Origin of the sequence: Paenibacillus allorhizoplanae, from assembly GCF_927798215.1 — a bacterium.
Classification (GTDB): Bacteria; Bacillota; Bacilli; order Paenibacillales; family NBRC-103111; genus Paenibacillus_E; species Paenibacillus_E allorhizoplanae.
Genome location: NZ_CAKMMW010000031.1, coordinates 25,994 through 46,246, shown reverse-complemented (window position 1 = coordinate 46,246; position 20,253 = coordinate 25,994). Strand labels below are relative to the sequence as shown.

Sequence of the window (20,253 nt, the reverse complement as noted above, 5' to 3'; positions counted from 1 at the left end):
TTGCTTACATGCTAGTCGCTTCAACGCTGCGTCTTCCCTTATCGGGTGCGCAATCAGGCATCTGGTATGCCCAACAGCTAGATCCAAGTAATCCCATGTACAATACAGGGGAATATGTCGAGATTGACGGCCCGGTCGATCCGGTAACTTTTGAAAAGGCGCTCCGCCAAGTCGTGCAAGAAGCAGAATCGCTTCATGTGTTATTCGAAGAAAATGGGGAAGGGCCATGGCAAGTTACGAACGCAAGCTCATCTTCCTGGTCTCTCCACTATATAGATGTCAGCCAACAAAACGAACCAACCCAAACAGCACGTGCTTGGATGAACGAAGATCTTGCGAAGCCTTGTGACCTTGGGAGAGGACCGTTATTTACCGAGGCGCTGTTTAAAATAAAAGAAGACCGCTTCATCTGGTACCAACGCATTCATCATATTGTGATGGATGGCTATGGGTTTGCCCTGCTCTCGAAGCGGGTAGCCCAAGTCTATACAGCGATGATGAATCATCTTCCACTGGCGGAGGGGAGCTTCGGCTCCTGGCAGCTAGTCTTGGACGAGGATGCAGCGTATCGCCGTTCGGAGAAGGCGCAGAAGGACCGTGAATTCTGGTTGCATCGTTTTGCCGACGAGCCGGATGCGGTCAGTCTTGTAGATCGTTCTCCGCGGCCTTCCGATCATTTCTTACGATGCACAACGGAACTGTCTTCGTCGGAAGCCAAAAACCTGCGAAGTGCAGCCCAACAACATGCAGCGGCATGGTCGGATCTTGTGCTGGCTGCGGTAGCCACGTATTTACATCGACTCACTGGAGCATCAGAAATTATACTAGGGCTGCCGATGATGGGAAGATTGGGCTCTGTATCGCTCAATACACCTGCGATGGTGATGAATATTGTACCGCTGCGATTAGCTGTGAAGCCTGCCATGACAATCTCAGAGCTGGTACAGCAGGTTGCGCGTGAGATTCGCGAGATTCGCAAGCACCAAGGCTATCGCCATGAGGAGCTTCGGCGTGATCTGAAACGTGTCGCAGATAACCGCAGATTGTTTGGCCCTCTCGTTAATATCATGCCTTTCGATATTAACTTGAATTTCAATGGATATGCAGGGAGCAAAACAAATTTATCGGCAGGACCTGTTGATGATCTGGCGATCAATGTGTATCTGAAAGCGGATGGCAGTGGCTTGCAGGTCGATATGGATGGCAATCCAGAGCTGTATACCGAAGTGGAGTTGCAGACGCATCATCAGCGATTTGTGCAGTTGCTTGGCAAGCTGGCAGCTGCTCCCACGACAGAGCCTATTGGGCGAATCGAGCTTCTTGCTGTCCACGAACGCACAGAAGAGCTAATACGATGGAACCATACGGCACGTACTGTGCCTGCCAAGAGATCTACGGATTTGTTCGAAGTTCAGTCTGGATTGAGCCAGGCCAGCACGGCTATCCTTCACAATGAGGAAGCCGTGGATTATGGTACTTTAAATGCTCGTGCCAACCAGCTTGCTCGCCTGCTTATTACACAAGGTGCAGGACCGCAGCGCATCGTGGCGCTTGCCTTGCCGCGTTCGATTGATCTGATCGTCAGCATGCTGGCTGTACATAAAACCGGTGCTGCCTACTTGCCGCTCGATATTGAGTATCCTGCGGATCGCATTGGTTATATGCTCGAGGATGCACAGGCCTTAGTCACGATTACCAATATTGAAACGTCGACACGCTTGCCTCAAACTGGGGCTAATCAGGATCAGTTGGTCCTGGATCAACCAGCTACAATTGAGCAACTGGCTGTTCTTGGTGCTACAAACTTATCGGATGAGGATCGTCTAAGTACGCCTGTCATGTCGGACCCCGCCTATATTCTATATACTTCAGGGTCTACAGGTAAGCCGAAGGGTGTGGCGATTTCCTATGGAAATCTCACGAATTTCCTCTTTGCGATGCAAGAACAGTTTCACCTAGGAGTGGAAGATCGTCTACTGGCGGTTACCACCGTTGCCTTTGACATCTCCGTACTCGAAATCTTCTTGCCTTTGCTGCATGGCGCACAGCTTCTTATTGCTGATAAACGTACGATTCAAGATCCGATGGCATTATCTAAAATCATTCAATTTTCCGGTGCCACGCTGATGCAGGCGACACCGTCACTTTGGCATGCCCTTGTTGAGCAAGCCCCAGAGTCGCTTCGAGGCCTACGCATTCTAGTAGGCGGTGAGGCTCTGGCTAACGGATTGCTGCGCGATCTCCAAGCGCTCGACTGTAAAGTGACGAATCTCTATGGACCTACTGAAACGACGATCTGGTCGACGTTTATTGCACTTTCCGAACAGGACAAATACAACAAGCCTCCGATCGGCCGGCCGATCTGGAACACGCAGCTGTATATTCTGGATAGCGGCTTGCAGCCTGTGCCTGCTGGCGTAACTGGCGATTTATACATCGCTGGTGATGGTTTAGCGATTGGCTACTTGCGTCGTCCTTCGTTGACAGCACAGCGATTTGTGGCTGATCCCTATGGCCCTCCAGGCACGCGGATGTATCGCACCGGTGATCTTGCTCGCTGGCTGCCAGATGGCAACTTGGATTACTGCGGCCGTGCCGATCACCAAATCAAAATCCGTGGATTCCGCATTGAAATCTCGGAGATTGAAACGGTCTTGACTGACTATCCGGACATTCTCAAGGTAGCAGTTGTTGTACGAGAAGAGCAGCCTGGTGATAAACGGATCGTCGCTTATCTTGTAGCGGCTAGCGGGGCTGTAGTTGATGCAGCGGCTTTACGTGAGTATTTGGCAGCGGGATTGCCGGACTATATGGTCCCATCAGCCTTCGTTTTCCTCGAGGAATTACCATTAACACCGAATGGCAAGTTGGACCGTAAAGCTTTGCCTGCACCTCATTATCAGGCAAACACGGCAGGTAGAGCGGCCCGTACGCCACAAGAGGAAATCCTACGTGAACTATTTGCTGAAATATTGCGTGTTCCACGCGTGGGCATTGACGATAACTTTTTCGATCTAGGTGGGCATTCCTTGCTCGCCGGTCGACTTATGAGCCGCATACGTGAAGTCATGGGTGTTGAACTGGGCATCGCGAGCCTATTCGAGACACCAACGGTAGCAGGGATTGCGAAACGGATAGATTCGGCGGCAGCAGCTAGACCACCGATTCGTCCGGCCATTCGGACGGCGAAAGCTCCGCTTTCTTTTGCCCAACGTCGCTTATGGTTCCTGAATTGTCTGGAAGGGCCGAGCCCGACCTATAATATTCCGCTCGTTGCACGTTTGTCGGGTACGGTGGATGATTTGGTATTGCAAGCTGCGGTGCAAGACATCGTTCAGCGGCATGAGACATTGCGTACGATTTTTCCAGAGCATAATGGGGAAGCCTCGCAGCTTGTATTGGATGGAGCCGATTGTCCGGTATATTTGCAAACGGCAACGATTTCGGAGTCTGAGTTAGAAGATGAGCTTGCGCTCGCTGTGCGCTACGGATTTAATCTAGCCACAGAACCATCGTTCCGCGTTCATTTGTATCACCTAAGTGAGAATGAGCATGTCTTATTATTGCTTCTGCATCATATTGTTGGGGACGGGTGGTCACTGGATCCGCTGACCCGGGATCTATCAGCTGCCTATGAAGCTCGCACGCGAGCTGAGGCACCGATTTGGTCGCCTATGCCGATACAGTACGCGGACTATGCGATCTGGCAGGAGCAATTGCTAGGGGATGAAAGTGATCCGAATAGCTTGATTGCTCGTCAAGTGGACTACTGGCGCCATGCCCTCCAGGATCTGCCCGATCAATTGGAGTTGCCAACCGATTATCCGCGTCCTGCTGAGGCGACACACTGCGGAGATACGATTGCGATGCGAATTGACGTCGATTTGCATACGCGATTGTTGGAGCTTGCTCGCGAAAGTCGTACTAGTTTGTTCATGGTTATTCAGTCGGGATTGTCGGCCTTATTTACACGATTAGGTGCTGGCACAGATATCCCACTGGGAAGTCCGATTGCAGGACGTAACGATGATGCGTTAGGAGATTTGGTCGGCTTATTCATTAATACGATTGTGCTGCGGACAGATACCTCGGGTGATCCAAGCTTCCGCAAGCTGTTGGAGCGGGTAAGGTCTGTGAATTTGGCGGCGTATGATCATCAGGATGTGCCCTTTGAGCGATTGGTTGAAATTCTGAATCCTGTCAGATCGAGAGCCAGGCATCCGCTGTTCCAAATTATGCTCGCCTTCCAAAACACACCCGAGCCATCCCTTATCCTTCCAGGTATCGATGCGGAGCTTAGGCTGGATACCGTGGGACGTGCGAAGTTCGACCTCACAATTGAATTCCGTGAACGGCGAGGGGAAGATGGTACACCAGCAGGAATAGATGGCTGGTTCGAGTACACGAGTGACTTGTACGAACGTGAAACTGTTGAGAAGCTCGCATCTCGCTTGCAGCTTTTGCTGGAGCAAGCTTGGGCAGAGCCGGATAAGGCGATTGGCTTACTGGATATTTTGACACCAGAGGAACGATTGAGCCGTGTTGTCGATGCTGAACGATTAATCGCAGACCAGTTCCCTGTCACTTCCCATGTTGTGACGTTGCTCGAGGCTCAGGTTCAGCTGTATCCAGATGCCGTAGCTGTTGTCTATGAAGGAGAATCGCTCACCTATGCCGAGCTGAATGTACAGGCGAATCAACTGGCCCATTACTTGATTGCCCAAGGTGTCGGACCTGAGCAGATCGTCGGGTTACTCCTTCCGAGGTCAACAACGATGCTGGTCGGCATGCTCGCTGTGTTGAAAGCAGGTGCGGGGTACTTACCGTTGGATCCGGATTATCCGTTGGATCGCTTGGCATTCATGCTGGAGGATACACAGCCTGCTTGTGTGATTGGCTGCTTGGAGACTGCCGCTATTCTAAGCGGTGAGGACGTATTAATCGTGGATGAACCGGCGACGAGTGAAATTCTGAGTCGATACATCGAGTTTAATCCAACGGACGATGATAGGGTTGCGCCGTTATCGCAGGATAACGTGGCCTATATCATTTATACGTCTGGTTCGACGGGGAAACCCAAAGGTGTCGTCATCCCGCACAGCAATGTCGTGAGATTGTTCTCAGCGACAGAGGATTGGTTCCATTTTGATGCGCAGGATACGTGGACTTTATTTCACTCGTATGCCTTTGATTTCTCCGTATGGGAAATATGGGGCGCTTTACTCCATGGTGGACGTCTCGTTGTTGTACCGCATCGCATTACGCGTTCGCCAGATGAGTTCCTAAAACTTCTGTGTGACGAGCAAGTTACCGTACTGAATCAGACGCCGTCGGCGTTCTACCAGTTGATGCAAGCGGATAAAGAAAATCCGCTGCAAGGTCAGGCGCTGGCGCTTCGTTACGTTGTTTTTGGCGGAGAAGCCTTGGACTTGGGTCATCTGAAAGATTGGTACGACCGGCATGAGGATCATGTACCTACGTTAATTAATATGTACGGCATTACGGAAACGACAGTTCATGTCAGCTATAATCCGATTACGCGCGAGATGACCGAAAGTAAGGCGAATAGTCTCATCGGCGGTGCGATTCCTGATCTTGGCGTATATGTGCTGGATGCTTATTTACAGCATGTGCCGCCGGGCGTGACTGGCGAAATGTATGTAGCTGGTGCAGGTCTTGCGCGCGGTTATTGGAACCGTTCAGGCTTGACGGCAGATCGCTTTCTTGCAGATCCTTATGGCGCTCCGGGTACACGGATGTATCGGACGGGTGACTTGGCTCGCTGGCGTCAGGATGGGACGCTCGATTATATCGGACGCATTGATCATCAGGTCAAAATCCGCGGTTTCCGCATTGAATTAGGTGAAATCGAAGCGGTCATTGCACAGGTTCATTGTGTGTCGCAAGCTGTGGTTATTGTGCGTGAGGATACGCCTGGGGATAAAAGACTAGTCGCCTATGTCATCACAGACTCGCAGGTTGAATTGGATGTAACGGCACTGCGTCATCAAGTGGGAATAGCTTTGCCGAGCTATATGGTGCCATCAGCTTTCGTAGAAATCGCGGAGCTTCCGCTCACGGTGAACGGCAAGCTGGATCGCAAGGCGCTGCCTGCGCCGGATTTCTCTTTATCGGCTGTAGGCCGAGGGCCTCGTACGCCGCAAGAAGAAATTCTTTGCGATCTTTATGCAGAGACGTTAGGACTGCCGAGAGTTGGCATCGACGATGGTTTCTTCGATCTCGGAGGCCACTCGCTACTGGCTGTTAAGCTCATGAGCGGCATTCGCGAAGCGCTTGGCGTATCCTTGAGCATCGGCACGTTGTTCGAGGCACCAACCGTTGCCGGCTTAGCGGAGCGGTTGGAGGGCGGCGGCAGTGAAGGCGCGCTGGAGGTACTGTTGCCGCTGCGAACGAGCGGTAAACGCTCGCCTCTGTTCTGTATCCACCCAGCTGGAGGTCTTAGCTGGTGCTACGCCGGCTTGATGAAATCGCTTGGGCCGGATTATCCGATTTATGGGCTGCAAGCCAGAGGTATTGCTAGGCCGGAGCCGCTTCCTGGCGATTTACTGGAAATGGCGGCAGACTATATCTCGCATATTCGCTCGGTGCAGCCGCATGGCCCTTATTATTTGCTGGGCTGGTCGCTAGGAGGCAACGTAGCCCATGCAGTCGCTTCGCTGCTGCAAGGGGATGGCGAGGAAATCGCTATGCTTGTGATGCTCGATGCGTTCCCGAGTCACTTCCTGCCGCTTCGCGAAGGTCCGAATGAGGAAGAAGCGCTCATTGCCTTGCTAGCACTGGGTGGGTACGACCCTGACAGCTTAGGGGATAAACCGTTGGATATGGCGGCGGCTGTGGACATTTTGCGCAGTGACGGCAGTGCATTAGCTAGCTTGGAGCCATCCGTCATCATGAGCTTGAAGGATACTTATGTGAACTCGGTGCGTATTTTGGCCACGTATCGACCAGGGAAATTTGCAGGAAATCTGCTCTTTGTCCACTCAACGGTGATTCCGGATTGGTTCGAGCCCATCGCGCCAGCGACGTGGATGGATTACATCGATGGGGAGATCGAGCAATATGATCTGGCCTGCCGGCATAAGGATCTGTGTCAACCGGGTCCGTTGGCCGAAATTGGCCGTATTTTATCCGGGAAATTAGAGGCAAGGTATCGGGAAAGCAACTAACTAGAAGACGAGGAGAGATGAGCAAGTGAGCAACCCTTTCGAGGAGAAAGACGATGCGTTTGTCGTGTTGATTAATGAATTAGGCCAGTATTCACTTTGGCCGGCTTTTGCCCTTGTACCTGCAGGGTGGACGCAAGTGTTTGGGCAGGATCGAGAAGCTTGCTTGGCTTATATTGAGTCACATTGGACGGACATGCGTCCCCAGCAAACTTCCGAGCGCAAGTCCGAAGTGACGGTCGGGGAGAGAGGATGACGGAGTCCAAGTTTCTGAACCCTCGAACGGTTATCCGAATGGTCTACGTAGCGGCGATGTTCTTGGTCGCCATGGACGCGACCATTGTGAATGTAGCGCTGCTGTCTATTTGTGAGGAGCTTCAAATCTCACCGGCAGCTGCAGGAACAGTAAATATCGGTTACTTAGTTTCCGTGGCGCTAGTGCTGCCCATGGCGGGTTGGCTGGGTGATCGTTTCGGCGGCAAACGTATGTTGATGATCGCTGTAACGCTATTCACCGTTGCTTCCGTGTGCTGCGGTTTTGCATCAAGCCTTGGCGGGTTGATCTTCTTCCGCATCCTTCAAGGAATTGGCGGAGGCCTGATTGCGCCTGTTGGGATGGCAATGTTGTTCAGAGCCTTCCCACCTCAGGAGAGAGCGAATATCTCTCGTTCCTTAATTCTGCCTATTGCAGTAGCTCCCGCTGTTGGTCCGATTGTGAGCGGATTTTTCGTGGAACAATTAACTTGGCGTTGGTGCTTCTACATTAATATTCCAATCGGGATTATTGCCATTATACTTGGGATGATTTGGTTAAAAGAAAGCGGTAAGCAGGCAGTCGGCAAGCTCGATCTACCTGGGTTTCTGCTTAGTGCACCTGGCTTCGCTATGCTGATCTATGCACTAAGTCAAGGGACGGCGCATGGTTGGCGCTCGCCTGAGATTGTGCTTACAGGACTGACCGGCTTGATCTTCCTCGCGGCGTTGGTATTCGTTGAGTTGCGGACGACACAGCCCATGCTCCAACTGCGCTTGTTCGCGGATCGGCTGTATCGTACGACAGGCATGATCGCACTGTGTACCGCAGCGGGGCTGCTCGGCATGCTCTATATTTTCCCGCTGATGTATCAGGATGTGTTCAAAGCGTCCGCGTTGCATACCGGACTGACCACATTTCCCGAGGCGCTCGGCCTTATGGCCGCGTCTCAGCTCATGCCGTGGACGGCGAGGAAGCTCGGCCCTCGCCGGATCATCCAGATCGCGCTTCTTTGCGCGATGGTGGTCTTCGCACTGCTCTGCCTGGTGAGCGAAGACACGAACCCATGGCTGGTCCGCGGGCTGCTGCTCAGCGGCGGCCTGACCTTGGGGCACACGGTCGGAGCGATTCAGCTCCTGGCCTTTGCCCGGATTGAGCCGCCCCAGATGGGGCAGGCGGCGACGCTCTTTCAGGTGCAGAACCGGCTAGGTTCTGCGCTGGGTGTGGCCTTGCTCGGCAGCCTGCTGGCGGCCGTGTCAGCAGCTACGGCGGATGCCGCTGCTGTTGGAGCCGCCAGCGAGGCGACCAGCCGAGTGGCGTATCAGGCCGCGCTGCTTGGCGCGGCCGGGTTTCTGGCGGTAGCGTGGGGGTTCTCCCTCACGCTACGGGAGCGGGACACCGCGGGCGTGCAGTACAAGAAGCCCGCGGTGAGTAGCGCTCCTAAGGAGAAGGCCTCGGTCAGCGTCTAGCTGAGGGCTTTCCTCGATGTCAGCCTCCCGCGCCTGACTCATTCGCCTCTGCCAATAGTGATGAAAAACATCACTACAGTAGCAGGATGCACTGAAAAGCTGCTCCCACATACAATAGTGATGTAATCTAACCCCAAAAGCTCCTAGTTCCTGCAATTATGCAGGAATCCAGGAGCTTTTCTATATGCTACTGTAGAGATCCTCCAAGTCACCTTGGCCTGTCACGGGGAGTGAGGCCAAGGTTGTCAGGTTAGTAGGTGACAATAATGGGGATACACGCCTCTTAGCTTTGCTAACGGACACCAACGACGTTATTTGCTTGGATTCAGAGGTTTCGAAAATCTAACGGACACACACGCCGCTATTTGCCAAATATCAGAGATAGTTGGAGTCATTATGCTCTATTAACGGCTGTTGTGTCCGTTAGATTCTGAAAAGGCTTATACTGTTTGATATAACGGCATTCATGTCCGTTAGGTGATGGAAAGCAACCACTAGAGATCGAGAAAATTCCTGAGTGGGGGGGTGAGGTTGGGTTGTGGTTGGGTTAGGTTAGGGTTCCTAAGCCCAGGGGAATCCCTGGAGAGAGGCCTCCTCACGATCTAGCAATTACTCTCACTACGTCCTCTTCACAGGTATCCATATTTCACTTCGAAACGTAGGCGAAGTTGTATCCTTATCTGCGTTCCACAGCATTTCTGGTCCGGCGACTTGTTCATAGCCAGAGGAAGGGAACCATTCGGAGTAGATGCGTCCCCATACATTTTGCAACGTTTCGGGGAACGGTCCGATGGCTTCGAATACCGCCCACGTCGAGGCAGATACGTCGAGTTGTGTGAAATTATCGGGACACGGATTCGTTGTAGCAACGCCAATATAGTGGTCAAGCTCTCCTTTTTCTTCCATTCGGCCTTCTGAGAAATTGGTAGAGGCACTCACCAGACCAATGGGCTCGACATTGGAGAGTTGTTTAAGGGTGTTAATTAAGTCCATATTTAAGCTTTGCCACATCGCGGCTATTTCAGGATTAACGCCGTTAAATATAAGGGGCACTCGTTTGTGAATACCAACAATATGAAAAGCTTCTTTTTCCTCAATGCGATAATTCATTTCATTTCCCCCTTGAATGGTGATTTGGAAGGTCATAGGCGGATAGGCTTTCAATGATTGCCCATTCAATCTAGCTTCTGACGGTGTAATACCATGTAAATGTTGAAAAGATCGCGTGAATGAATCCGGTGAGTTATACCCGTATTTGATGGCGATATCTATGACTTTGATATTGCTGTCTCTGAGCTCAAAAGCGGCAAGACTTAGCCGTCTGCGGCGGATATACTCGGAAAGCGGAATGCCTGCGAGAAAGGAAAACATACGCTTGAAATGATATTCGGAGCATAAGGCTATTCGAGCTACTTCACTTGTGTCGATCGTGTCTGTCAGGTTGTCTTCGACATACTTGAGCGCACTGTTCATGTTTTTAAGCAAATCCATGGTTCTGACCTCCTATATTCATAGAATAGCAGGAATCGCAGATAGTTATCCGACATTTCGTGCACAAGTTTGCAGGACATTTCGAGCAGGTGAAATGAGGATAACAGATAGGCAATGGAATGTAGTATTATAGATGGAAATCAATGGACCCAGTTAAGTAGAGGAGCAGATACGATGGAGATTACGTGGAATCAATTTGTTATCAGTGATAATAAAGAACGGCTAGATGTAGATGTCATCATAGGTTTCCTTTCACGAAGCTATTGGGCGAATAAACGACCGGAAGAAAGGACGCTGCGCGCGATCGAGAACTCGGTATGCTATGGCGTATATGAAGGGCGCAAACAAGTGGGCTTCGCTAGAGTTATAACGGACAACGCGACGATGTTTTATTTATGCGATGTATTTATTGATGAAAACTACAGGGGCATGGGGATCGGTAAGAAACTAGTGGAAAGCTTGATCACCTGTGATGATTATAAAGACCTAGTAGGCTTGCTGGGTACGAAGGATGCACATGAGCTGTATAAGCAGTATGATTTTGAGCACGATCCAGAGCGATATATGCGACGTATGCCTGATTATGTCAGAAACATGGCTAGGAACTGAACAATGATGACCGTGCGCATCAGAGAAGCCTCAATCGACGAATCCGAACTCATTTATCAGGTCATGATAGAAGCCTTCAAAGAATACAACGGCAAGCTCAATCCACCCTCGGGTGCGCTCATGGAAACGGTAGACCGTACCATCCATACGTTCAACATCGGAGGTGGAGCAGCACTCACATGGGAAGGCGATAAGCTTATTGGATCGGCAAGATATGAACCCGTGGCTGATTATATGTATATTGGAAGGGTATCCGTACTCCCTGATTTCCGGGGAAAGGGTATCTGTAAAGCACTATTAACTTTCGTGGAAAACAAAGCGTGTGCACAGGGGTTTAAAGAGTCGAGGGTAGGCGTGCGATTATCCATTCCAGAAAATATTAAGGTGTACGAACGGATGCATTATGAAGTCATTGAGCATACATATTATCCAGATCGGACAGATAGTTGGTATGTCATACGCAAAAAACTATCAACTTAATGACAGGAAGTGTTGAGGGATTCCATGTATCGAATCATGATGGTTGAGGACGATGAGAAGATTAGGCGGATTGTCGCGGATACGTTGAAAAAGTGGCAGTATGATGTAGTGGAAGTGACCCGTTTTGACCAGGTAATCACAGAATTTAAGCAGGCAGAACCACACCTCGTTCTATTAGATATTAATCTTCCGGTGTTTGATGGATTCTATTGGTGCCAGCAGATACGTGTAGTGTCCAAAGTACCGATCATATTTCTGTCATCAAGAAATCAGAATATGGATATCATCATGGCGATTAATATGGGTGGGGATGATTTTATCCAGAAACCATTTGATTTGGATATTCTGGTCGCCAAAATCAGTGCGCTTATCCGCCGGAAATATACGTATCAGGAAGAAGAGAGCCTCCGATTCATGCATCGAGGTTTGAAGTTAAATGTAACGAATTCCACCATTGAATATCATGGACAAGTGACGGAGTTAAGCCGGAATGAATTCATCCTTTTGCAACTCATCATGCGCAATATTGGGAAAATTGTTTCCCGTGAGGACTTCATGCAAGCACTATGGAATGAAGAGCAGTTCGTGGACGATAACACATTGACCGTGAACGTGAACCGGATGCGAAGGAAAATCGCTGCGCTTGGACTGGAGGACTTCATTGTCACTCGGAAAGGAATGGGGTATTTGATCGAATGACCTTTCTGCGCTACCTCGCCTATGAAAAGTCTTATATTTATCTATATCTGGCTGGGTTTCTGATCTCGGCTGCTGTATTTTTTGCGGATAGTCATGGTGGCTGGGCATGGGGGACATTCTTCTATGCCTTCGTCCTATCGTCGATGGTGTTGCTTGGTTTTTTACTAGTCCGCTACCAGCAGAACGTACGTGTAATCCGCCAAATGAAAAGTGAGGAGTATGACAGCCTTTCGCTGGAAGGCGAATTTGCCCAGCAACAGATCGAGGAACTAAAAAAGCAGCATATTCATGAAATGAATCGCGTTCAGGAGAAGCAGCGGGAGCATTATGACTTTATCGTCGCGTGGTTCCATGAAATCAAAACTCCGATCGCAGTGCTTCGGCTACTACAGCAAACGGATATGGACGCGAATAGTTTAAGGGAAGAGATCGCGAAGATTGAAAATTACGTTGATCAAGCACTTTATTATGCCAAATTAGATAGCTTTAATCAGGATTACGCGATTCAAAATTGTGATGTGATCCAGATCTCGAAAGAGATTGTGAAGGCACATGCGAAAACATTCTTCTCCAAAAAAATCCGTATCCATCTGCAAGCGGAAACGCTTGTGGTTCAAAGTGATCCGAAATGGCTGCTGTTTATCGTGAATCAGCTCGTAACGAATAGTTTGAAATATACGGAAAATGGCGGCGAGATCCTCATTTCAATCTGCGAAACGCCGCAAGAGAAGCAATTGTTCATTCGGGACAGCGGGATTGGCATAAGCCAACAAGATCTTCCGCGAATATTCAATCGTGGGTTTACGGGAGAAACGGGGCGAACGTTCGCATTGTCGACAGGAATGGGCTTATATTTGGCGCAGCAATTATCAAATAAGCTTGGCCATTACATTACATGTACGTCCGAAGTCGGCGTCTATACGCAATGTATCCTACATTTTCCGAAGGATGAAGATCCTTATGTATCTGTGCAGCAAAAAACGCAATGATTAGCTCATTGCGTTTTTTTGACTCACTATTTTATAGTACACACTCGTGGAGGAGACATAGAACAGGAAGTAGATGACAACATACAGGATGAAGATCGCAGAAATAATGGATGTGAGTTGGGGGAAGTTCCTTACCTCGTGCAAAGTTGGATAATACGTAATAAACCAGCTATGCAGTATGCCCAAGAGGAGCGGAGGCAAGAACACAAACAGCAATTGTTTGCGAATGACCCATTTCAGTTCATGGTCATCGACGCCGAGCTTTCGTAAAATCGCATAGTGTCGTTGTTCTTCTGTCGCTTCTCGCAACTGTTTGAAATAAATGATGCTTCCCATGGCAAATACGGCGATGGCGGCGAGAAAAGCAGCTGAAAACAGCAGCAAGGATGAGGTTTCAACATCAATCGAGTAGAGATCGATGAACGCAGCGTAGTACGTTCCTGGCGTTCTTGAAACAATATCATGAACCTTATGTGATAAAGCAATCGAATGTTTGGCATCTTCGATTTGATAGATGTCGAACGAGGCAAGGGCATTCCCTTGCTTTAGCCTTTCGAAGGCTTGATCCGAAATGATCACGACGGACGGTTTCAAACCTACATCTCCATTTGCGTTAGTAGCCTTACTAAGCAAGGCATAGTCTTTCTTTTCAATAAGATGGAATGTGGTTTCTCCCTTAAGGTTTACGGTTAATTTCGGCTGGTTGTTAGCTGTAAACAATAGGGGCCTGGCTCCTTGTATAAGAGCTATCGCTTCTTGATTTTGCACATTCACTTGTTCTTTATCACTGCGCATACGGACGACGTTATTATAATGTGACGCTGAGAAGAGAAGGTAGTTCTCTTGAAAATTATCTCCATTGGCACTTCTGCTGTCTGTAACTGGCTTTACAGATAGTCCTTCGATTCTTTCATGCCCCGTAATGTGATGATCTTCTTCAATTAATTGTTCAATTTGTTTTTGCGTATTGGGATCCTGCGATGCAAACGCAATGTGGTTCGGAAATTCTTTACCAGCTGAGAAAATTTGAACGGTATAATTAATCGATACGAACCCTACCAAGAAAATGACGATCGTACTGAATAATGAAATGAAGGTAAGATTTAACGTATTTCCACGAATGGAGAAACGCAGCGCAGAAATCCACAGAACCTTGTTGCCCTCCATATACGTTTTCCTGCGACTAATCTTCTCCAATACCCAGCCGAGAAATTGACGGAAAAATAAGTATGTCCCACCGATGATTCCGACAGTCACGGCAATCATGCTGGCTAGGAGGTAATCACTCCAGAAAACCGAATCGCCCTTTTGACTAATGAGAAAATAGGCTACGCCTAATAACAAGATGGCTAGCAACGCAAGCCACATGGAGAATGTAAGCGGCTTGTCCCTTTTGGCCACTGCGTGAAATAATTCCACCAATTGTACTCGGCGTACACTAAGATAGCTCTGCGCACTAATGATGCCGATGAGAATGACGAATAATAGAATGGTTGATCCGACTGCTTCTATCGGGAAAGAAAAGGAAATCACATCATCATATTGCATCAGATTCATGAGCAGCATGCCGAAGAATTTGGATAGCAACCCGCCGATCACAATCCCGCTGACGACAGAAATCACACTAAGAAAACAGGTCTCGAGAAAGACCATGGAGGTAATTTGTCGCTCGCTCATGCCGTACAGCAAGTACATGCCAAATTCCTTTTTGCGCTGTTTCATGAAAAATGAATTTGCATACAAAATGAAGAAAATGATGAACAGGAAGATCACAACAGAGGTAATAGATAGGCCCAGTTGGTAGTTTCGCTTTTGTTCAATGGCCGCTAAGATATCGGCATTAAACATTAATGCGGAGAACGTAAAGTGAATGATGACGCCGATAAGCATGGAAATGAAATAAATCGCATATAGCCGAAAACTTCGTTTCAAATTACGCCAAGATAAATCGAGCAAGCTCATCGCCGGTCGCCCCCAATGGCACTTTGAATCGTTAGGATTCGATCGAAGAATTCCTTCTCAGATTGTTCGCCTTTGAACATTTCATTGACGATTTTGCCATCACGGAGAAAAATGACGCGCCGACAGTAGCTGGCAGCATACGGATCGTGGGTAATCATCAGAACGGTTGTCTTAAAGGTGTGATTGAGCGATTGAATTTGTTCCAACAACTGGGTAGCGGATCGGGAATCCAGTGAACCCGTCGGTTCATCGGCAAACACAATAGCTGGATTCGTAATGATGGCACGTGCGGCAGCCGTACGTTGCTTCTGACCACCGGAAATTTCAGACGGATACTGGGATAGAATCGATGCAATGTTTAAATCTTCTATTATGGTGGATAATCGCTGCTCCATTTCCGCGACAGGTGTTCGTTGCAGGGAGAGTGGCAGCAGGATATTTTCTTTCACTGTTAAGGTATCGAGCAGGTTGAAATCTTGAAAAATAAATCCCATGCGTTTCTGGCGAAATTCGCGTAAGGCTTTCTTTTTCAAATCTAACAGCGATTTCCCTTCGATCCATACCTCCCCGCCGTTAAAACCGTCAATCGTGGAAAGGGTATTCATTAATGTCGTTTTCCCTGAGCCAGATGGCCCCATAATTGCGGTGAATTCCCCTTGTTCAATCGTTAAATCAATATTTTTTAAGACTTGTGTTTTGCCATATGATTTGGATAAGTTTGTCGTTTGAATCATTGTAGCCATGGTTTCGCCCTCCCTCTTCATCTTACTATATCGAGTAATGGACTCTTTAACCATCGATATACCAGGATCTAAAGTGACGTTTTTGTCATGTTGGTTGAAGAAGCAACAACGAATCCTCTATTCATTTGTTCAACCTGCCTACAGGCCTAAAATAAGATACGATCAACAAACTTAATGGCAGAAACAGCCCCATAGTAAGGGCATATGGAGGCCATATATTGGTAGCAAAATCTCGGAAATAGATGATGTTAGGGTAAACAAGAAAGGCGAGCACAAATAGTATAAGCGCACTCGGCACGATGAAAGGGCGATAGGTACGCAAGCCCAGGATCTGCTGCAGTCCAACCAGTGAGCTGTAGAAGCAAATGACGAGTTTGAAATAGATGGTGACAAACCAAATGATTGCGACCAATACTTCGATGCGTTGGATGAATCCGCCGACGTGGATTTTTTTAGCTAATGTATAACTAGGAAACGTATGGCGTGCGGTGAAGTCCCAGCCAAGTACGACGATACATAAAACGGTTACGGAAAAAATGACCATACCACCCATAAAGCCTGCTTGAATAAACCCTTTGCCCTTTTTTAAATTGGTGTGAATAGCAGGGTAGATCATCAGAAAGACGACCATTTCCAGATAGGGAATAGAAAGAACCGACAAGCTTCCGTGAATAATAGCTTTGGTACTTGCTTCAAATATAGGTGGTAAGCGTTCTATTTTAATCTGTGGAATCAGAAAGCCAACTAGCACACCAATACACAACAGAACCCACGGTAGGAAAATTTCCCCAGCACGGGCGATCACTTCAAAGCCCAACCCTGCACCGAGCATAATAATCAGCAGGAATGCAAAGTGAATTACTTGAATGGGTGTCTCTGGCATGATGATGGTTGTAATAAAATCACCGACATTACGAAGAACCAATGAGGCTATGAGAAGGAAATATATATAGAAGAGGAGGCTTATACATTTACCTAACCATTTTCCTAGGATCAACTCGCTATAGGCCATTAAGGAGTGAGTTGGATACCGATTACCTAGCGCAACATAGAGCCCAATCACTGCTCCACCCATAGCAATACCTAGAGCGGCAGACAGCCACCCGTCTTGATGGGCAAAAGCCGTAAGGACAGATGGGACGATTAGGATCGTACTTCCCAAGCTGAATAGCAACACTAATATTTTAAATTGACGCAGGCTGATTTTCTCGTTATTAAACATCACTAACTCCTTTGACTTGCAGCTACGTGAGTAAGGTTGTGATCATTTTCCCCATGGGTCTGAATACGTAAGTAATCACATCTAATGGATTGAGCAGGGGGATCTTTAAACTAACAGCCATGCTAAACAGGGCAGAGATGCTGAGAAATAGAATAAAGAACCAAATCTCTTTGTACTGTTTCTTTGCTCTTAGATGATTGATTTGAACTTTCAGTGTCCAAAGCGAGACAAGAACAATAATAAGGCTCCAAATCATAGGTAATCACTCCATTTGATCAAGAAAAGATTCAACGACAGAGCCTGTACGCCGGATTCTGGCATGCACAGTCACTTGAACAGGTAGATCAACAAAAGCTTGTTCCCAGTTATCTTTCATGTGATTCCATTGTTTATAATTGGAGCGATGAAGGGCGGCTCCGAATCCAAAAATATCTGACCTGTAAGCCTTCGCTTTGCCCACGGCGTCTAGGATCGTCTGCTTAATTTCTTCATTTAACTGTTCTTCGATGGCTTGTATCGTATAGGTGGAATTTAAGTTCAATTTACAGGCTATCTCTCCAATATTCGCCTCGGCTTGAACATTGACGAAGGCCTGAGGTTGTTGGTCTACGAATCTTGCTTTGATTTTCGATCTTGAACTCATTAATTCGATGGACATTTTGCCACCAGCTTGACACGGAAGAGCAACAATCGTACTTTGAAGGTTACTCAAGGCATAATTGTAGCCTTTGCTTTCTCTGTCTGTTAACCATCCAACAAATTGATCTTTATGGAAAACACCTAGGCTCTTATACTCCAATGTTGCAGGAGGAAGAACTGAATTTAAGTTTTCGCGGGACTTTGCTTTTTTTTGGTCTCCTTTAATATGAACACTAGAAAGCACGGGATCTTTACCTGGATCCACGAGATCGTAAATAAGTTGATGCAAGTCAACATTGCTGGTAACTCCCCAATTTTTCTCGGATGAGACGAGAGAAGAATAGAGCTTGTTAGCTGGAATTTTCTCTAGTGGTGTCAACACTTGTAAGATATCATTGGCCGTAGCATTCCTAGCTAATAAGATATTGAAGTCTGAGCGCAGTTCGTGATCTCTTGACAAGATATCCAGCACCTTGGAGATACCCTCTCCAGCCAATTCTTCTCCTAGGACAAGTACACGTAGATGGGAAGAAAGGATTTTACGTGGTGAGCTCGTTGTCAGCTTGCGGAATGACTCGAAAATCGTACTCCCACTGCTAATCTGGAGTGTCACAACCGGCTGTCGCTGGCCAACACCTTTCGATGACGTGATTTCATCGGAGTTGAGTAATTGGACCGAAATATCATAATGTTCCCCTTGTTTATCAATGCCAATAGCTGTCGCTATGGAAATCTGATCAAGCTCCTTGCGGTTCCAACACCCCGTTATGATCAACAGGATGAGGACAATAAGTACAGCTCGTTTAATCATTCGTATGGATCACCTTCCCCAGATTTGGCTAATCACGACTAGGTTTCTGGTTTCTGTGGGGGATTATATGTTTGTTTCTGTCTATTATTTGAACTAATAAAGCTAGGACGCTTCAACAAGGCCCAATGAGGGAGGCGAATGACATTATCCTTCTGATCCTCCACATGATAAGGCGCGAATGGAGCTAGGTATGGAACGCCAAAAGAACGCAAGCTGCATAAATGCAGCACCAGGGCAATAATGCCAATGAGAATCCCATATAGACCAAGCGATGCAGCGAGTATCATTAGGATGAAACGGATCATCCGAATAGAAATTCCCATGTTAAAGGAAGGGATAATAAAGGTAGAGATGGCTGTAATCGCGACGATAATGACCATTGCTGGTCCCACTAAGCCAGCTTCAACAGCAGCTTGTCCAATGACAAGTGCACCTACAATGGATACCGCTTGGCCGATTGTACGAGGCATTCTGATCCCGGCTTCCCGTAGGATTTCGAACGTAACTTCCATAAGAAGTGCTTCAATAAACGCAGGGAACGGGATTCCCTCCCGATGTGCAGCAATATTAATGAGCAGTGTTGTCGGAATCATCTCTTGGTGAAAGGTCGTCACCGCAATATAGGCAGCAGGAGCGAGTAAGGCCATCATCAGCGATACATATCGGAGAATACGGATTAATGAGCTGATATCTGCCCTTTGGTAAGAATCTTCCGCTGCTTGCATAAAATGTGTAAATACGGCAGGTACAATGAGAACAAATGGTGTGCCGTCTACTAAGATTGCGATTCGTCCCTCTAGTAGTGCTGCTGCAACAACATCGGGTCGTTCTGTATTAAATATGGTAGGGAATGGCGTATAGGCTTCATCTTGGACGAGCTCTTCGATGTATCCACTCTCGAGAATCCCATCAATATCGATCCTTGCTAATCGGGTACGTACTTCCTCGACAATCGTGTCATCCACGAGTCCTTTGATATACATGGTGGCGACGTCGGTCTGGGTTACACGGCCAATCTGCCTAGTTTCCATCCATAGATGAGGATCTTTGATTTTCCTTCGAACTAATGCGGTGTTCGTGCGTAAGGATTCGGAAAAACCTTCGCGAGGCCCTCTTACAACCGTCTGAGACGAGGGTTCGGTGACCCCGCGATCTTTCCAGTCTCGTGAGTTCGCGCAAATTCCTTCGTTATACCCATCCACTAATATGACTGTATCTCCAGATAAAATCATATGATAGAGCGTTTCAAAATCAGAAGTACCTGTGATTTCACCTGATTTCAATAAGTACTCTTTGATGAGAGATAACGGTGCTATGTTATCTAGCAAGGGGAGGTGGATATCTTCGGATCGATAATCGATAAGAAGGGAGTCCAGAATTTCTTTGACATTCGCAAGTCCATCCATGTACACAATGGCAGCCTTGCAGGGAGGCGCGGATGGTATCATCATTCTTCGAATCACAAGATCTGTGCTATGCCCTAGTCCTTCTCCTATCATGAGCAGGATCTCTTCCAGCTGATCTGGCATCGTGTGAATGCGATTGACTTCGCTGTTTACAGTTGTATCCGGTTGGTATTTTTGTTTCAATAATTTCTGCATGAAGGTAAAGATGGAGTTCTTCATTGAGCGTTATCATCCTGACTTGTTTTTGTTACTATTGCCTAATGTTGGGTATTTCACTCCTGTTTTTTCTTTTCCGC

The 20,253-nt window shown here is 47.9% G+C and carries 14 protein-coding genes; 7 read left to right on the top strand and 7 right to left on the bottom strand.

Annotation, left to right across the window (positions count from 1 at the left end; translation table 11 throughout):
* Window positions 1–8: 8 nt before the first annotated feature.
* The 3 genes from L6I86_RS31630 to L6I86_RS31620 are packed head-to-tail and all read left to right on the top strand — an operon-like array spanning window position 9 to window position 8,906.
* Entirely contained in the window at window positions 9–7,187 is a 7,179-nt protein-coding gene (locus L6I86_RS31630; RefSeq protein WP_236292693.1) for an amino acid adenylation domain-containing protein, read from the top strand.
* Between the two features lie 25 nt (window positions 7,188–7,212).
* The gene (locus L6I86_RS31625) at window positions 7,213–7,440 is read left to right on the top strand and encodes an MbtH family protein (RefSeq protein ID WP_236292691.1); all 228 of its coding nucleotides are present in this window, start codon (window positions 7,213–7,215) and stop codon (window positions 7,438–7,440) included.
* A 38-nt stretch (window positions 7,441–7,478) separates the two neighbouring features.
* Entirely contained in the window at window positions 7,479–8,906 is a 1,428-nt protein-coding gene (locus L6I86_RS31620) for a DHA2 family efflux MFS transporter permease subunit (RefSeq protein WP_236292690.1), read from the top strand.
* Between the two features lie 618 nt (window positions 8,907–9,524).
* Here L6I86_RS31620 and L6I86_RS31615 read toward each other — a convergent pair.
* Window positions 9,525–10,397, bottom strand: coding sequence for an AraC family transcriptional regulator (locus tag L6I86_RS31615; RefSeq protein ID WP_236292688.1), 873 nt, complete (start codon window positions 10,395–10,397; stop codon window positions 9,525–9,527).
* A 174-nt stretch (window positions 10,398–10,571) separates the two neighbouring features.
* Here L6I86_RS31615 and L6I86_RS31610 point away from each other — a divergent pair, with 174 nt between their 5' ends.
* Genes L6I86_RS31610 through L6I86_RS31595 form a run of 4 tightly spaced genes read left to right on the top strand, consistent with a single transcriptional unit; the run spans window position 10,572 to window position 13,174 of the window.
* Window positions 10,572–11,006 carry a GNAT family N-acetyltransferase gene (locus L6I86_RS31610; protein WP_236292685.1) on the top strand — a complete coding sequence of 145 codons (435 nt, stop codon included), beginning with the start codon at window positions 10,572–10,574 and terminating at the stop codon, window positions 11,004–11,006.
* Between the two features lie 6 nt (window positions 11,007–11,012).
* A complete protein-coding gene (locus L6I86_RS31605) occupies window positions 11,013–11,486 on the top strand; it encodes a GNAT family N-acetyltransferase (RefSeq protein ID WP_236292683.1) in 474 nt (157 codons plus the stop codon).
* A 24-nt stretch (window positions 11,487–11,510) separates the two neighbouring features.
* Window positions 11,511–12,185: a response regulator transcription factor gene (locus L6I86_RS31600; protein WP_236292681.1), complete on the top strand. Its 675-nt coding sequence runs from the start codon at window positions 11,511–11,513 to the stop codon at window positions 12,183–12,185.
* Window positions 12,182–13,174: a sensor histidine kinase gene (locus L6I86_RS31595; RefSeq protein ID WP_236292675.1), complete on the top strand. Its 993-nt coding sequence runs from the start codon at window positions 12,182–12,184 to the stop codon at window positions 13,172–13,174. The genes L6I86_RS31600 and L6I86_RS31595 overlap by 4 nt, the downstream gene beginning before the upstream one ends.
* Here the strand turns inward: L6I86_RS31595 and L6I86_RS31590 are convergent, their stop codons facing one another.
* The 6 genes from L6I86_RS31590 to L6I86_RS31565 form a co-directional block, all read right to left on the bottom strand.
* Entirely contained in the window at window positions 13,175–15,136 is a 1,962-nt protein-coding gene (locus tag L6I86_RS31590; RefSeq protein WP_236292674.1) for an ABC transporter permease, read from the bottom strand.
* The gene (locus L6I86_RS31585; protein WP_236292673.1) at window positions 15,133–15,879 is read right to left on the bottom strand and encodes an ABC transporter ATP-binding protein; all 747 of its coding nucleotides are present in this window, start codon (window positions 15,877–15,879) and stop codon (window positions 15,133–15,135) included. The genes L6I86_RS31590 and L6I86_RS31585 overlap by 4 nt, the downstream gene beginning before the upstream one ends.
* 121 nt (window positions 15,880–16,000) lie before the next feature.
* Window positions 16,001–17,101 (bottom strand): GerAB/ArcD/ProY family transporter, encoded by a 1,101-nt coding sequence (locus tag L6I86_RS31580; RefSeq protein ID WP_236292672.1) that lies wholly within the window; start codon window positions 17,099–17,101, stop codon window positions 16,001–16,003.
* A gap of 22 nt (window positions 17,102–17,123) precedes the next feature.
* The gene (locus L6I86_RS31575) at window positions 17,124–17,357 is read right to left on the bottom strand and encodes a hypothetical protein (protein ID WP_236292670.1); all 234 of its coding nucleotides are present in this window, start codon (window positions 17,355–17,357) and stop codon (window positions 17,124–17,126) included.
* Between the two features lie 6 nt (window positions 17,358–17,363).
* Window positions 17,364–18,551, bottom strand: coding sequence for a Ger(x)C family spore germination protein (locus L6I86_RS31570; protein WP_236292669.1), 1,188 nt, complete (start codon window positions 18,549–18,551; stop codon window positions 17,364–17,366).
* 38 nt (window positions 18,552–18,589) lie between these two features.
* On the bottom strand, window positions 18,590–20,176 hold the full coding sequence (locus L6I86_RS31565; RefSeq protein WP_420851960.1) for a spore germination protein: 1,587 nt from the start codon (window positions 20,174–20,176) through the stop codon (window positions 18,590–18,592).
* Between the last annotated feature and the right edge of the window lie 77 nt (window positions 20,177–20,253).